The sequence below is a fragment of the Pseudovibrio sp. WM33 genome, assembly GCF_001623165.1.
In the GTDB taxonomy this organism is placed as follows: Bacteria; Pseudomonadota; Alphaproteobacteria; order Rhizobiales; family Stappiaceae; genus Pseudovibrio.
This window is the reverse complement of record NZ_LMCK01000154.1, coordinates 49,448-63,579: the sequence shown is the minus strand read 5'-3', so window position 1 is coordinate 63,579 and position 14,132 is coordinate 49,448. Positions and strand designations below refer to the sequence as shown.

At 50.0% G+C, this 14,132-nt stretch carries 15 protein-coding genes; 10 read left to right on the top strand and 5 right to left on the bottom strand.

The window, feature by feature from the left end:
• Positions 1-27 precede the first annotated feature (27 nt).
• The 4 genes from PsWM33_RS26515 (at position 28) to PsWM33_RS26500 (ending at position 2,056) form a co-directional block, all read left to right on the top strand.
• Positions 28-672, top strand: coding sequence for a hypothetical protein (locus PsWM33_RS26515; protein WP_063302254.1), 645 nt, complete (start codon positions 28-30; stop codon positions 670-672).
• 47 nt (positions 673-719) lie between these two features.
• On the top strand, positions 720-1,190 hold the full coding sequence (locus tag PsWM33_RS26510; RefSeq protein ID WP_063302253.1) for a lysozyme: 471 nt from the start codon (positions 720-722) through the stop codon (positions 1,188-1,190).
• Complete coding sequence (locus PsWM33_RS26505) at positions 1,187-1,624, top strand: hypothetical protein (RefSeq protein ID WP_063302252.1); 438 nt, start codon at positions 1,187-1,189, stop codon at positions 1,622-1,624. The genes PsWM33_RS26510 and PsWM33_RS26505 overlap by 4 nt, the downstream gene beginning before the upstream one ends.
• 195 nt (positions 1,625-1,819) lie before the next feature.
• Positions 1,820-2,056, top strand: a complete 237-nt coding sequence (locus PsWM33_RS26500) for a hypothetical protein (RefSeq protein ID WP_063302251.1) — start codon at positions 1,820-1,822, stop codon at positions 2,054-2,056.
• A 40-nt stretch (positions 2,057-2,096) separates the two neighbouring features.
• Here the strand turns inward: PsWM33_RS26500 and PsWM33_RS27590 are convergent, their stop codons facing one another.
• Positions 2,097-2,255, bottom strand: coding sequence for a hypothetical protein (locus PsWM33_RS27590; RefSeq protein ID WP_156701956.1), 159 nt, complete (start codon positions 2,253-2,255; stop codon positions 2,097-2,099).
• A 588-nt stretch (positions 2,256-2,843) separates the two neighbouring features.
• Between PsWM33_RS27590 and PsWM33_RS26495 the strand changes: the two genes are divergently transcribed.
• On the top strand, positions 2,844-4,910 hold the full coding sequence (locus PsWM33_RS26495; RefSeq protein ID WP_063302250.1) for a VCBS domain-containing protein: 2,067 nt from the start codon (positions 2,844-2,846) through the stop codon (positions 4,908-4,910).
• 574 nt (positions 4,911-5,484) lie between these two features.
• Here the strand turns inward: PsWM33_RS26495 and PsWM33_RS26490 are convergent.
• The 3 genes from PsWM33_RS26490 to PsWM33_RS27020 are packed head-to-tail and all read right to left on the bottom strand — an operon-like array spanning position 5,485 to position 7,370.
• Positions 5,485-6,588, bottom strand: coding sequence for a nitrilase-related carbon-nitrogen hydrolase (locus PsWM33_RS26490; RefSeq protein ID WP_063296836.1), 1,104 nt, complete (start codon positions 6,586-6,588; stop codon positions 5,485-5,487).
• 48 nt (positions 6,589-6,636) lie between these two features.
• Positions 6,637-6,801, bottom strand: a complete 165-nt coding sequence (locus PsWM33_RS28755) for an amidohydrolase family protein (RefSeq protein ID WP_084407826.1) — start codon at positions 6,799-6,801, stop codon at positions 6,637-6,639.
• A complete protein-coding gene (locus tag PsWM33_RS27020) occupies positions 6,798-7,370 on the bottom strand; it encodes an amidohydrolase family protein (RefSeq protein ID WP_082827168.1) in 573 nt (190 codons plus the stop codon). The genes PsWM33_RS28755 and PsWM33_RS27020 overlap by 4 nt, the downstream gene beginning before the upstream one ends.
• Before the next feature lie 758 nt (positions 7,371-8,128).
• Between PsWM33_RS27020 and bioB the strand changes: the two genes are divergently transcribed.
• The 5 genes from bioB to PsWM33_RS26455 are packed head-to-tail and all read left to right on the top strand — an operon-like array spanning position 8,129 to position 13,117.
• Entirely contained in the window at positions 8,129-9,121 is a 993-nt protein-coding gene (gene bioB, locus PsWM33_RS26475; protein ID WP_063302249.1) for a biotin synthase BioB, read from the top strand.
• Positions 9,105-10,244: an 8-amino-7-oxononanoate synthase gene (locus PsWM33_RS26470; RefSeq protein WP_063302248.1), complete on the top strand. Its 1,140-nt coding sequence runs from the start codon at positions 9,105-9,107 to the stop codon at positions 10,242-10,244. Before bioB ends, PsWM33_RS26470 begins: the two co-directional genes overlap by 17 nt.
• Entirely contained in the window at positions 10,241-10,879 is a 639-nt protein-coding gene (gene bioD, locus PsWM33_RS26465) for a dethiobiotin synthase (RefSeq protein WP_063296839.1), read from the top strand. Before PsWM33_RS26470 ends, bioD begins: the two co-directional genes overlap by 4 nt.
• Entirely contained in the window at positions 10,879-12,138 is a 1,260-nt protein-coding gene (locus tag PsWM33_RS26460) for an adenosylmethionine--8-amino-7-oxononanoate transaminase (RefSeq protein WP_063302247.1), read from the top strand. Before bioD ends, PsWM33_RS26460 begins: the two co-directional genes overlap by 1 nt.
• Positions 12,125-13,117: a beta-ketoacyl-ACP synthase III gene (locus tag PsWM33_RS26455; RefSeq protein WP_063302246.1), complete on the top strand. Its 993-nt coding sequence runs from the start codon at positions 12,125-12,127 to the stop codon at positions 13,115-13,117. Before PsWM33_RS26460 ends, PsWM33_RS26455 begins: the two co-directional genes overlap by 14 nt.
• A 56-nt stretch (positions 13,118-13,173) precedes the next feature.
• On the opposite strand, the gene PsWM33_RS26450 is transcribed toward PsWM33_RS26455, so the two are convergent.
• The gene (locus tag PsWM33_RS26450; protein WP_063302245.1) at positions 13,174-14,109 is read right to left on the bottom strand and encodes a c-type cytochrome; all 936 of its coding nucleotides are present in this window, start codon (positions 14,107-14,109) and stop codon (positions 13,174-13,176) included.
• Positions 14,110-14,132 lie beyond the last annotated feature (23 nt).

Here is a 14,132-nt window from a genome sequence, read left to right as displayed (position 1 = left end):
TGATGCCGGATCAATTTTGAACGCTCATTGACAGGTCAGCGCTATGCGAAAGAGCTGAACGGGGCATTCAAGATCAGAGATAAGACGGCTGTTTTACTGCCGTTGGGTGCTGACAACGAGCTCCCGACCATCAAGTGCACCTATCCCGGCAATATTATCACTTGGCGCTTGAAACCCCGTGACCTGCGCAGGGCTTTTACTGGAAGCTCTGTCCGCTATGTGGATCGAGAGAAAGGCAAGGTGGTTGAAATCAAACGCCCCTACAAAGAGGAGGAAATCGAAGACCCTGCGCTAAAAGATTCAGTATTAAATGCGATCCGCTCTACGGTCAAAGATGAAGACCAAGCCAAAGAACTTCTTAAGGCACGTGAGAGCCAAAGCAAGCGAGAGAAAGCCTCGGGGTCGATCACGACCAACTTTGAGCCTGAGGTGCAGGCAGAAGCTCTGTGCACCGTTGAAGGCATCAAGCAGGGCATTGATGGCAAGTACCGGGTAGAAAGCAGAACACACAAGGCGTCGAGAGGTGGAGGAGCCACTACAACCTTAAGCGTGAAAGATCCCCAAGACGGTGCAGGGAAAAGGGAAGGGGCAAAAACAACGACCCCAACCAAGAAACCCGCCCTGACGGGAGACGGTCTAAATCGAAACGGTAGAACCGGGACACAACAGTAGCCAACCAACCGCCCTCAGAGGCGGTTTTTTTATTGGAGATCCCTAACATGAAATCAACCAAAATCCGGTTGGTCGGCGCTTCTGCAGCCCTCATAGTTGCATTTGTGGGCGCTTGGGAAGGTCTGAAAACAACAGCCTACAAAGACATAGTCGGTGTACCAACGATTTGCTACGGCGAAACCAAAGGCGTCAAGCTAGGTGATACAGCAACCAAGGCCGAGTGTGATGCAATGCTTGATGTATCCCTCAAAGAACATGAAGCCGGGATGCGTAAATGCCTGACAACCCCGGGAAAGATCCCAATCAAAACCTATCTTGCAATGGTTTCGCTGTCTTACAACATCGGATCAGGTGCATTTTGCAAATCGACTGCAAGGCGTAGGTTGAATGCAGGCAATTGGACGGGAGCTTGTCAGGCTGCCACTTGGTTTAATAGGGCAGGTGGTCGGAAAGTACAGGGCCTCGTTAATCGCAGGCAAGATGAATACAAACTTTGCATGCAAGGGGCGAAGGGATGATAGATCTCATCTCCTCGTTTATCAGCACAGGCATTGAAACCTTGCTGGCTTATGGGGCGCTTGTTGGCGCTGTTCTGGCCTTTGTGGCTAGATTTGAACCTCGCACACCCAACTGGCTTTCTACTCTCGCAACAACGGCTCTGCTTTGCGTCTCGGTTTGGTTCTTCTCTGCCTTACATCATGACAGGGAAGCCGAAGTAGCCCAGCTGAAAGCCGACAACAGCGCTCTCACACGCGTAGCAGCGGCACACAAAGTCATCTCAGAGCAAGCGAGTAAAAACAACCTGTTGGACCGTATCCAGCAGCTAAGCTCAGTTGAAGAAAAGGTAAGGGACTATGAACTTGAGCTGGAGAGGGGCAAGATTGCAGCTTGTCCTCCTGATCCCGCTTATCTTAGCCGGATGCGGGCACTTCAATTCCGGAAGGCTCGTTAAAAACTCTGGGAAGCTGTTCAAGCCTCCAGATCCTCCACCCGATCTGACAGTCACAACAAAAGACCCTGGCATAACCGGCGATAAAGGCCGGGATGCAATCAGGCACAGAGCTGCATTGATAGCCTGCCATGCAAAGGAACAGGGCTGGCAGTCCTTTTATGGAAGCATTCAGGACAACTTGAAAGGTATTGCCAAATGATGCCGAAGACAGAGTTCGGGTCAATCACAGGATTAAGTGTCTATGGGGCTCTGGGGTATGCTTCGAGCTACCTTGAGCCTGTACTTCAATTCGCCTTACTGCTCGCGGTATTAATCGGAGCAATCTTGTTGGCTTATGGCCGCTGGGTTGATGCCCGTAACAAACGGTTGGACACTCGTATCAAGCTGCATCAGCTGAAAGATCTGGAACAAGCAGACGACAAACGAGAATAAAAAATGATAGCCCCAAAAACGGGGCTATCCAGTTCCTTGATCAGATCCAGTCATCTGGCTCTAAGTCATCCAGTGTTGCTCCAAAGAGCGCTAGACGGTCCATTTCGTTCTGAGTGAGCGTCACATGCAGATGGATGAGTTCGCCAACGGTGGTGACTTCGCAACGCTGTGCAATAAAATCTAAAGCCGCGGATAGCATGAGTTTACCTTTTAAATTTCTTCATTATTCCAAAGAGCAGACTTCAAAAACTATTGGCAAAGCACCGTCATTCTGCAAGTAAAATTTTTTATGTAAGCTAAAATAGATTGATAAATCTAACTAATTACAAAAAGTGATCGATTAACAATATTGTATTGATAAGTATTTCGGTAAGAGCAATAAGTTTTAGTTTAAATAACTAAATCATTTCCGGTAGTAGTTCAGCCGGAAATTATTGATAATACAATAAAAATTGGTCATTCGTATAACTTTTGGCGACAAAAGCTTATCCTGAGTTGCTGACAAAAATATCTTTCGCCTCAAGGTTGCGCAAGGGTCCCTATCTACTTAAACTCGCAACTTAGGGAATGCGCTCAAAGCTGGTCAATGCACGATTCGTGGGGAGATATGTGTTGCTGGTAGGTGGTGGACAGGTGAACCACTTTGCTATCGCGACGTCATCTATTCCGATAAAACGCCTACGCCCTTGCCGTTTTTGTCTACTAGTCTATCCTAAAGATACAACCTCAAGTTTTACGCAAGCGTTCTACTCCTAAAATTCGAATTGCATTTTTTGGAGTAATTTCAATGCCAAACAACACACCAGTTTCCTCTCCTGTCTTAGTCAATGTCGATGAGAACGGAGTAACTTCAATTCGGGTCATTTTTCAGGATTCAGATCTCAGTGACACTCATTCCCTCACTCTGAACACAGATGAAATGGCGGGTGCTGGTACTGTGGTCAGTGATGATACGTTCCATTATGATCCAGGAACTGCGTTTGATTACCTCGCTGCTGGCGAAACTGCCACTGATACGTTCTCATACACGGTGACTGATGCAGCAGGTGAAAGCTCTACGTCAACTGTCACGATAACTGTCATCGGACATAACGATAGCCCAATTGCTGTTGCAGTGGCTGCCGAGACTGATGAGAGCACGTCAATCGTCATCCTCCCTGATTTTACCGACCCAGACAACAACGATACTCATAGCTTCACAGTAGATACGTCCGGCACGATTGGCAGCGTGATAGTAAATGCGGATGGCACTTTCTCATATGATCCAAATGGGAAGTTTGATCACCTCGAAGCCGGAGAGACTGCGACAGATACCTTTACCTACACAGTGACAGATGCAGCTGGAGAGAGCTCTACTGAAACCGTGACAGTGACTATTAATGGAGAAAGTGAAGTATTAATTGCTCCTCAGAAAATTAGGGCATCTGACGGTGCTCGCAGAGACTCTTTTGGTATTTCTGCCCAGATCAACGATCATGGTGTAATTGTTGTTGGAGCAGATTCAGATGATGATAGGGGAGCGTCATCTGGCTCAGTCTACGTTTATACGCCGGACGGCGAAGGCGGGCTATCTGAGACCAAGATCACTGCCTCAGACGGAGCCAAGTCAGACAACTTTGGCATCACCACGGTGATTAATAATCATGGTGTTATTGCGGTAAGTGCTTATTTAGATGACGATAAGGGCCAAAACTCCGGATCAGTCTATGTCTACACTCCAACCGAAGAAGGTGGCTATGATGAGACTAAACTGATTGCTTCTAGTGGTTTCACTAATGATTGGCTCGGACGAAATCTTGTCATCAATGATGATGGGGTAATCGTTGCTACCGCATTTGAAGGATCATATAACCGGATTTATGTCTTCACACCTGACGGACAAGGTGGGTATGACGAACTCAACATCCCAGTTTCTGGATATGCGAGCAGCGGGAATGGAGGCGTTCACATTAATGAAGAAGGTATAATCTCTGTACGCAACGGTACTTCTGTTTCCATTTTAACACCGGACGGGCAAGGTAATTACAGCGAGATGGTGATTAACAGACCTGCACCTGACAGCTTGTTTGGGCGGAATGTTGCGGTTGCTGCCGACGGGACTATTGTTGTGGGAGGCCTCACAAGAATCTATGTTTATGAGCCAGATGGTGAGGGAAACTATACCATATCTAGTTTAACTGGAGGTGCTTCTCTTGACATGAATGCAGATGGGGTAATTGTCTCAGGCGTCCCAAATGATAGCTCCAAGACTGGTAAAGCTTTTGTGCACGTACCAGACGATGAGGGCGGTTACACACGCTTTGTACTCTCCGCCATTGACGGACAAGAAGGAGACTCTTTTGGACGAGCGGTGTCCATCACAAGCGACGGTGTTATCATCGTTACTGCTTATTTGGATGACGACAGGGGAGAGAATTCTGGCTCGGCCTATGTCTACACACCCAATTCAGAAGGCAATTATGTCGGTGCAGATGGCACTGTATATGAACCAGAAGGCTCGTCAGTATTAGAAACCTTTGACATGCCATCTCTTGAACTCATTGGTAGCGCTGCTGCTGAAACTCTTCAAACTGGAGGCGGCGACGATACTCTCACTGGCGGTGAAGGCAATGACATATTCGTTTTTGCAGGAGGACAAACCGGCCACAATGTTATCAAAGACTTTGCTGCTGGAGAAGGAGCTTCTGACATAATTGAGTTTGAAGCATCTATCTTTACTGATTTTGATGCGGTGCTTGCGGCAGCTCAGCAGTTTAGTGCGAACACGGCGATCATAATTGACGACGACACGTCGATTACTCTTGAGGGTGTCACTCTTTCCGATCTGCATCAGGACGATTTTTCTTTCGTTTAAGTCTCCGGTGTGAACCTCAAAAATCTACCTCGGCGGTTCATTTCGCCGGGGTTTTTTATTGCTGATGAGCAGTAATTTTAAGTTGCCAAGTACTCTGACGGACAGCTTACTTCATGAGAATGAGCGCTGTAGGTTAGGCGCTCTACGATCAGATTACAGTGACAATCGGCGCTCAAATTCTGTTAGGGTTCGGCCTCAAATTTGCTAGAGTTTTCAAAGGCCCATATTTGGCATTTTTGCCCCTAACATTCGCTCAAACCCGCAGAAGTCCTTGATTTTGCTAATCCTGCAGGGATCGCCAATTTTTTCAATGGCTTAGCTGTTTCGTCCAGAAAGCAGACCCGACCGTTTTACAGTAATGTTCCCTTTTAGCCCTACTCGCTCCCATGACTTGAGTTTGAGCCATGTTTGACTAATGTTTCCCTGGGATGCTGTCTAGGTCTTTGATGTCACGCCAATACTGAGTAACAATCTATCATCTGCCTAACCCTCATGCTGCATCCATCGCTTTTCTGCAACAAAGTTTCAAGCCACCACTCGTCCGCGGCTTTCCACGCGTATTGGTGTGCATACATCATTTATCCTTGATGTTTGCTCCGACAACGCGCTCTTCCCAACCCGGAGCTGATGGAGGTGTAAAGATCCCTCGCGCGATCATGAGGTGCACCTGTTCTTGAAGTGCTTTTGTGTACTGCGGTGTATTGTAAGCTGTTTTATCCTTGTTCATGTTTGCAGGCAGAATAGGCTTTTCGTAGATCTTTTGGATGACCTCAGTCCGTAGATCTTTGATCCAATTCGCAACCTGTGCTGAGATGCGAAACTCTCGAAGTGCTTCGACATCAACTTCGCCCGCCATATAAGAGTCTGCCGCCACGGTCTTTTGCGAAAGGACCTGCCCATCATATCTGATGATCTGGGATCTCCCATCTGACATGCTAATAGGTTCATCTCCGAGATTAACACTAGCTGTCGCCATTTGGGACGCGACAACATACATTGTGTTGAACAAAGCGTGCGCTTTATTTTGGATCTCATATGCTTCCGAATACGGGCTTGGTAGATTCACACGACACAGTATTTCGGCGCCATTCATAGCGAGACCGCGAATATACTCAGGATAGGAGCCGTCCATAGCCACACTTATGCCGATCTCAGTCTTCGCGACAGGGAAAAATGCATCCAAGCCAGATCCAAACATTTCTTCCCATTGCTCCATAACATCATGAGGCGTTGAACAATGTTCGCCGGGATACAACACAGAGTTTTTTGTATGGCGGAGGATAATTTCACCTTCTGGGTTAAACAGGATACCTTCATTGAAATAGCGCCCTGGAAACTCTGGGCGATAAGTTCGAACTCCTGCAACGAGATATACTCCATACTGCTTGGCTAACTCACCAAAGCGAGCCATCTCAGGGCCGTCAGCAGTAAGCGCAATCTTGTCGATATACTCATTGGGATCCATATCATAGAGTTCATCCGGGAAGCCTTGCACTGCCGCTTCCTGTAACACGACCAGCTTTACCTGTTTTTTTGTGGAAGCGAGCCAAACCGCCGCACCAATCAACGCGTCAATCCGATCGAAAACACCATCCATTTCATTGCGATTCTTCACAAAGACGTAATTGAATGTGAGGCAGACCGCATTGTATGGAGCAATGTAAGATTGGTTCGTCATCTGAAGTCTCCTCATCAATTAACTTGGTACTGTCTGCATATTTGAATGCTAAAGCTTCATCAGTTTGCGGGCATTTTCTCGGCCAATGTTCTGTAGGTTGGCAGAATTGATATCAAGCGCGTCGAACCACTGTGCTGCTGCAACTGCATCCTCGTAAGGGTAGTCGGTTGAAAACAGCAACCGATCAGCACCAAGTAAATTCAATGTAATCATGAAGGATTGTGTAAAGAAATTTCCGGCAACCGTAGCAAAAAAATATGCCGAAAATAATACGAGATTTCCTTCTCCGCTTCGTAACCTTTGGAGAAATCTTGCAACCAACGATCTGAGCGCCACACTGTAAAAGCATAAGCTTCTGCTAGGTGACCAAGTACGATGTTTAAGTTGGGATGCCTGTCGAATAAACCTGATCCGATCAGTCTATAAGAATGCAGGAGTGTTTCCACCGCAAATCCAAACACCGGCCCCAGCATAAATTCACGCCCTTTGTACGCGCAAGTTTCACTAGGCATCGCCGGATGAAGATAAAAGGGCACATTAAGCTCTTCAACCGTTTGCCAGAACGGAGCATATTCAGGGGTATCGTAGTAGATGGCGCGGCCATCATCCATTCGGCTGTATCCGTCAACCAAAGCCCCAACAAAGCCGAGTTTATTGACGCACCTAGTCAATTCTTCTATCGCGGCCTCCGGATGGTGCATTGGCAGGGCAGCAAAACCGGAGAACCGCGACGGGTTCGCGGATACTTTTTCAGCAAGATAGTCGTTGTAGCGGCGCGCAATACCTACAACCTCACCTTCAGGGGCTCCCTGACAACTTGTGCGAGGGAAAGAACCATACGTTCGATACCTGCCTCGTCCATGGCTTCGAGCCGCTTACTCCCAAAGTCACTGCCGCATTAGTATATCCGATCAATCCACTCTTCGGTTGCTCCAGCAGCTCCCATCGGTGCGACATCACTGCGTGACATCACATAGTGTTCTTCAAGTCCAATCTTGTTTCGCATTTTAGAGTTCGCCTCTATCACTTGGCTTTAGTGCACGAAGAAAAACTCACCTAACGGATTAAGAAGTAACAACGAGCACAGAAAATAAGGATAAGATTAAATGGCGTATACGAGTAATAGGTTTAATCGTATCAGGTCTTTTTCGATGCCAAAGTACACAACTAGGCCTGTATCTATCATTAACATCAAGCCACTTACTATTTATGGGATATTTAGTGTCATATTCATCAATATATTTGCCTGACATTACTTAATTAGTAGATATATGTACTAAATTTAAACATTGTAATTATTAAGATGGGGCTAATCAAGACAACTCACCTTCTTCAGATGCAGCTTTTTGTTCCAATGTGGTCAAACCAAATAAAATCTTCAGTTTTGAAATGCTCAAAATCCCAGCGAAACTGAGGGGATGTAAGGTGTTCAATCAGTGGCAGTTTTAATAAATTCCTCTAATAGATCATTGTGCACGCCACATTTTTGCTGTAATTGACGGCAAAACACGCCCTAGGGGAAATCAACGAGTTGAACTGCGTGCAAAAATCATCTGACATTCGTACGAACTGGACGCGTGAAGAGGCTGAGTCTCTTTACAACCTGCCGTTTAATGACCTGCTGTTTAAAGCTCACTGCGTTCATCGCGAGCATTTTGATCCCAATGAGGTCCAGCAAAGCCAGCTCTTAAGCATCAAGACAGGCGGTTGCCCGGAAGATTGCGCTTATTGCAGCCAGTCGGCTCGCAACAACACCGAGCTCTCCGCCTCAAAGATGCTTGAAGTGCAAATGGTGCTTGAAGAAGCCAAAAAGGCGAAAGAAGGCGGCGCAACCCGGTATTGCATGGGTGCAGCCTGGCGCTCTCCGAAAGATCGCGACATGCGCGCCATTGAATTGATGGTGGAAGGTGTCAAAGATCTTGGCATGGAAAGCTGCATGACGCTTGGCATGCTGACGCCTGAGCAAATTTTGCGCCTCAAAGATGCTGGCTTGGATTATTACAATCACAACATCGACACCTCAGAGCGCTACTACAGCGAGGTTATTACAACCCGCAAGTTCTCAGATCGTATCGATACTCTGAATCTGGTCAAGGAATCCGGCATTAAAGTCTGTTCTGGCGGCATCGTCGGCATGGGTGAAAAAGATATGGATCGCCTCGATATGCTGGTTTCTCTGGCGACTCTGGAAGAGCATCCGGACAGTGTGCCGATCAACATGCTTATTCCAATTGAAGGCACACCGCTGCAGGACGCCGAACCGGTTGACCCGATTGACTTCGTTCGCCTGATTGCTGTTGCGCGTGTCATGATGCCAAAATCTCATGTTCGCCTGTCAGCAGGCCGGACAGAAATGTCTAATGAGACGCAGGCAATGTGTTTCTTTGCTGGAGCAAACTCCATCTTCAAAGGCGAAACACTGCTCACCACAGACAACCCGGAAGACTCCAAGGACGCAGCTTTGTTCAAACGCCTTGGTATCCGCCCTATGGGGCTGAAAAGCTGTGCGGCTGAGCATGAGCCTGCTGAATAAGCACCAAGGAGCGCTCGAGCGCCTGGCAGAACGGGGCAGGTCCCGTTCTCTGCTCAAAGCGCATGGCTGCGATTTCTCGTCCAATGACTATCTGGCGCTGACAACAGCGCCAGAATTGCGTTTAGCGGCAGAAAACGCTCTTGCCCGTGGTGTCAGTCTCGGCGCAGGCGGCTCGCGCCTCTTGCGCGGCAATGATCCTGAACACGAGGCGCTTGAGCTGGAAGCTGCAAAACTGTTCAACACTGAGCGATCCCTTTTCTTTGGTGGGGGATACAACGCCAACATGGCGCTGTTCTCAACCCTGCCGCAGCAGGGCGACCTTGTCCTGCATGACAGCCTTATCCACGCCAGTGCACATGACGGCATGAAGTTGGGTGCAGCCCAGTCCATGGCCTTTAAGCACAATCAGGTTGAGGATGCGCTGGCACGTATTACCCAGTGGCGCCAACAAGGCGAAACAGGGCGGATCTGGATCGCTTGCGAAAGCCTTTACAGCATGGACGGAGATCAGGCACCGATCAGGGACCTGATAGAACTCGCTGATACGCACGATGCGTTTTTACTGGTCGATGAAGCCCACGCAACAGGCGTGCTGGGTGAGGGCGGCAAAGGCCTGGCAGCGGAGTTTGAAGGCCGGGAGAACGTTATTTCGCTCCATACTTGTGGCAAAGCTCTTGGAGCCTCCGGCGCACTTGTCTGCGGGCCAGCTGTTCTGATCGACTACCTCATCAACCGCGCGCGCGGGTTCATCTACGCGACCGCGCCATCACCTCTGGTCGCAGCCATCGTGCGTGCATCGCTAAAACTGGTACAGGATCAACCGGAACGACGGGACCAGCTTGCTGACCTTGTAAAACATGCAAATGCTGAGATGAACCGTCTGTGCGGACAAAAGGGCAGCGGAACGCATATTCTTCCGTTCCTCATTGGCGATGACAAGCGCACCATGTTGATTGCAAAAGCACTGCAGGAACGCGGCTTTGATATCCGCGGCATTCGCCCGCCAACTGTACCACGGGGCACATCCCGCTTGCGAATTGCGTTGACCTTGCATGCAAGCAAGCAAGGTGTATCCAGCATGTTTGAAGCGTTTGCTGAAGAAATGGACCTTGTTCCGTCATGACAAAACCAATCGTAGTTACCGGAACTGATACCGGTATCGGCAAAACAATTTTCTCTGCAGCGCTAACACAGGCACTGGCCGCCACTTACTGGAAGCCCGTTCAATCCGGACTGGAAGAAGAAACCGACACACAGGCCGTGGTGCGTCTGACAGGCTGCAGAGCACTGCCAGAGACATACCGTTTGCAGGTTCCCGCTTCTCCGCATTTCTCAGCGGAAGCAGAGAATGTTGTGATCGACACGGAGAGCCTGACAATGCCTCAGGTCGATGGACCGCTCGTTGTTGAAGGGGCAGGTGGCCTCATGGTGCCGCTCACACGCGAGACGCTGTACATTGATCTCTTCAAAAAGTGGCAGGCACCAATTGTGCTATGCGCTCGCACTGGCCTTGGCACCATCAATCACAGCTTGCTTTCCATTGAAGCGCTGCGAGCACGTGGCTGCAATCTGCTCGGCATCGTGTTTATCGGTGAGGAAGTGGCAGATTCTGAGCGTACGATCGCAGAGTATGCAGGTGTCAAAAAACTTGGGCGCTTGCCACTGCTGAAACAAATCACCCCAGAAACAATAAGAACAGCGTTTGCAGAGAATTTCCGTCTGGAAGACTTCTGTCTGCAAAACGGGGAGAACGTATGATGTCCAAGCGCTCACCAATCTGGCATCCCTTTACTCAGCATGCTGTGCTGACGGAAATGACCAAGATTTCAGGCGGCTCTGGCGCTTACCTGACGAAGGATGATGGTGAAAAGCTGCTTGATGCCATTGCCTCCTGGTGGGTCGTAACCCACGGCCATTGCCATCCCCATGTTATTGGCGCGATCAAGGAACAGGCTGAGAAGCTGGATCAGGTGATCTTTGCAGGCCATACCCACGAGCCCGCAGAGCGCCTTGCACAACAGCTGCTCAAATGCACACCTGACGGGCTGGACTATGTCTTCTTCTCAGACAGCGGCTCCACCAGCGTGGAAGTGGCACTCAAAATGGCGCTCGGCTACTGGCATCATCTGGGCGCAAATCGCCAGCGCATCGTCGTCATGGAAAACAGCTATCACGGCGATACCATCGGCACCATGTCCGTTGGCGAGCGTGGCGTTTTCAACCAGCCTTATAATCCGCTGCTGTTTGATGTGGCCAAAGTGCCGTTCCCAACCGCTGCCAATGAGCAGAACACGTTAGATGAACTGGATAAGCTCTGCGCCCAAGGCGATGTAGCAGCGTTTATCGTAGAACCGCTCGTTCTGGGTGCTGGTGGCATGCTCATGTATTCCGCTGAAACACTGCGGGCGCTCCATGAGATCTGCCAGAAGCACAATGTTCTGTTCATCGCTGATGAGGTGATGACGGGCTGGGGCCGTACAGGCAAGATGTTCGCCTGTGAACATGCACAGATTACGCCGGATATCGCATGCTATTCCAAAGGCCTGACTGGTGGTTCTTTGCCGCTTGCCGTCACCATGTGCTCTTCGGCAATTTATGATGAGCATTATTCCATGGACAGAAGCAAAACCTTCTTCCATTCCAGCTCTTACACAGCAAACCCAATCGCCTGCGCCGCTGCAGTCGCCAATCTGGAAATTTGGGAGAATGAGCCGGTCTATGACCGCATAGCAAAGCTCATGCAAATGCAATCCGCTGGCCTTGCGCGTTTCAAAGACGATGATCGTTTCACCAACATCCGTCAGACGGGCACAATCGCGGCCATGGATATCAACGTGAAGGATCACGGATATCTGTCTGACGTTGGCCCGCGCCTCTATGAGTTCTTCAAGTCAAAGAACCTGCTGCTGCGCCCACTGGGCAACACGCTCTATTCTATGCCGCCATACTGCGTCACTCAGGGCGATATTGACCAGATCTACGATGCGATAGCTGAGGCTGCTGATGAACTCCTCTAAGGACCGTGGCGGGCTGATCGGCTTCGGACATTACGCACCAGAACGCCGCGTGCTCAATGCGGAGATTGAACAGGATCTGGGACTGGAAGAGGGCTGGATCGAACGCCGCACCGGCATTCGGGAGCGCCGCTATGTCTCCTCTGATCAGGCTCTCACAGACATCGCACTGCCAGCAGCTCAAATGGCGATTGAGGACGCTGGTATCGATCCGGCTAAAATCGGCCTGACACTGCTGGCAACCAGCACACCTGACCACCTGTTACCGCCCTCAGCACCTCTGCTGGTGCACAAACTTGGCCTGCCAAACTCCGGCGGCATCGATATGGCAGGAGCGTGCGCAGGGTTCCTTTACGCACTGGCCATGGCCGATGCCTATGCCAAAGCGCAAGGCATTGCAGTTCTCGTCGTCGCAGCCAATATCCTGAGCCGCCGTATCAACCCGGCAGAACGCGCCAGCCGCGTGCTATTTGCCGATGCTGCAGGTGCCGTTGTGGTTCTGCCACCAGCACATAAAGAGCAGGGCATCCTTGCTGCTGATCTGGCATCTGATGGTGCTTATTACGACCTCATCAAAATCCCTGGAGGTGGCAGTCGCAATCCGTACAGACCGGATATGGACCCCAATGAGTACCTGATGAGCCTGCAAGGTGGGCAGACGGTCTTCGCCAAAGCGGTCAACACGCTCACGGACTCAGCAATGAAAATTCTGGGGCAAGCCGACATCAAACCGTCAGAGGTGGACCACTGGGCACCCCATCAGGCCAACTCCAGGATCATTCAGGCTGTCGGAACCAATCTTGGAATAAACGCCGATAAGACACTGATGACACTGGGGGAATACGGCAACAGTTCAGCAACCACCATCCCATTCAGCCTCTCCAAGTGTCGGGAAAACCGAAGCTATAAGGCGGGTGACAAAATTCTATTGTCTGCCATAGGCGCGGGCTTCGTCAGCGGGTCCTTGTTGATCGGCATGTAGCAAAAGCGCCCACTCGTGGTGGAAAGACGAGCGGGCGCGTGCGCATCAAACCGCAGTTATTTTGATGCGCTGTCCAGATAAGCCAGCAGGTTCTCGATATCTGCTGGCTTCTTCAAACCGGCAAATGCCATACGGTTTTTTGGCAAGAATTTCTTCGGCTTAGTGAGAAACTCTGTCAGAGATTCTGTATCCCAGGCCACATCAGCGTTTGCCATGACCTTGGAATATTTGAAGCCCTCAACAGCAGCGGCCTGACGGCCAATCACACCGTGCAAGCTTGGGCCAACTTTGTTCTGCCCTTCCTTCACGCTGTGGCATGCCTTGCACTTCTTAAAAACCTTCTTGCCCGCCTTCACATCACCCGCAAACGCCACCTGAACCGGTGCCGGAGCCGGTTGAGCCGCTGCCTGCTTCCCATCTGTTGTCAGCACAAGGCGAAGAGTAACCGGTACCGTCCGTGTAATCCCGTTCAGCTTGGCAAGTGTTTTCAGCTGATCCACGCCCGCGTTCACGCCCGCTTCCTCAGTTCCTAAAAACACCATGTCATTGGTCGTCGCCAAAACTTTGCTGTCGGAAATGCGCGCCACAAAAACTTCCGTTTCCACCGGGATCTCAGTGCCCAGCAAATTGAGCGTGGCTTCCAGATCAACAACAGTGGTTGCGCCAACCGCAAGCTGGCTCAGCTCAGCAGCGTCCAGCTGTGCAGTCAGATCAGCAGACCCGATGCTTTGAAACACAATCTGGCGCATACGTTCATTGCGGATATTGATGTTGGTCTCAACAGACCCCAGATCGATCTTCAATTGCAGCTTGCCATCTTCCGAGACAGAGCCCGAGAGTTTCTCAAAGCTGTTCACCTCACCCACGGAGTTTTTCTTGATGGTCCCGTAAGAAAGTCGTGAGTTGTCGCTGTCCACGGTCCAGTTTTGTGCAAGGGCGCTGCCAGACAACAGTAAAAGCATCGCGGAGGTGCGGAAAAAGGTTTTTACCATAGGTATGTCGCCTTCGTGATTTG

Bases quoted from the DNA above. Each gene is read 5' to 3' on its own strand.
- PsWM33_RS26510 (WP_063302253.1), top strand. From the start codon at position 720: ATGAAATCAACCAAAATCCGGTTGGTCGGCGCTTCTGCAGCCCTCATA.
- PsWM33_RS26505 (WP_063302252.1), top strand. From the start codon at position 1,187: ATGATAGATCTCATCTCCTCGTTTATCAGCACAGGCATTGAAACCTTG.
- PsWM33_RS26500 (WP_063302251.1), top strand. From the start codon at position 1,820: ATGATGCCGAAGACAGAGTTCGGGTCAATCACAGGATTAAGTGTCTAT.
- PsWM33_RS27590 (WP_156701956.1), bottom strand. From the start codon at position 2,255: ATGCTATCCGCGGCTTTAGATTTTATTGCACAGCGTTGCGAAGTCACC.
- PsWM33_RS26495 (WP_063302250.1), top strand. From the start codon at position 2,844: ATGCCAAACAACACACCAGTTTCCTCTCCTGTCTTAGTCAATGTCGAT.
- PsWM33_RS26490 (WP_063296836.1), bottom strand. From the start codon at position 6,588: ATGACGAACCAATCTTACATTGCTCCATACAATGCGGTCTGCCTCACA.
- PsWM33_RS28755 (WP_084407826.1), bottom strand. From the start codon at position 6,801: ATGATTACATTGAATTTACTTGGTGCTGATCGGTTGCTGTTTTCAACC.
- PsWM33_RS26470 (WP_063302248.1), top strand. From the start codon at position 9,105: ATGAGCCTGCTGAATAAGCACCAAGGAGCGCTCGAGCGCCTGGCAGAA.
- bioD (WP_063296839.1), top strand. From the start codon at position 10,241: ATGACAAAACCAATCGTAGTTACCGGAACTGATACCGGTATCGGCAAA.
- PsWM33_RS26460 (WP_063302247.1), top strand. From the start codon at position 10,879: ATGTCCAAGCGCTCACCAATCTGGCATCCCTTTACTCAGCATGCTGTG.
- PsWM33_RS26455 (WP_063302246.1), top strand. From the start codon at position 12,125: ATGAACTCCTCTAAGGACCGTGGCGGGCTGATCGGCTTCGGACATTAC.
- PsWM33_RS26450 (WP_063302245.1), bottom strand. From the start codon at position 14,109: ATGGTAAAAACCTTTTTCCGCACCTCCGCGATGCTTTTACTGTTGTCT.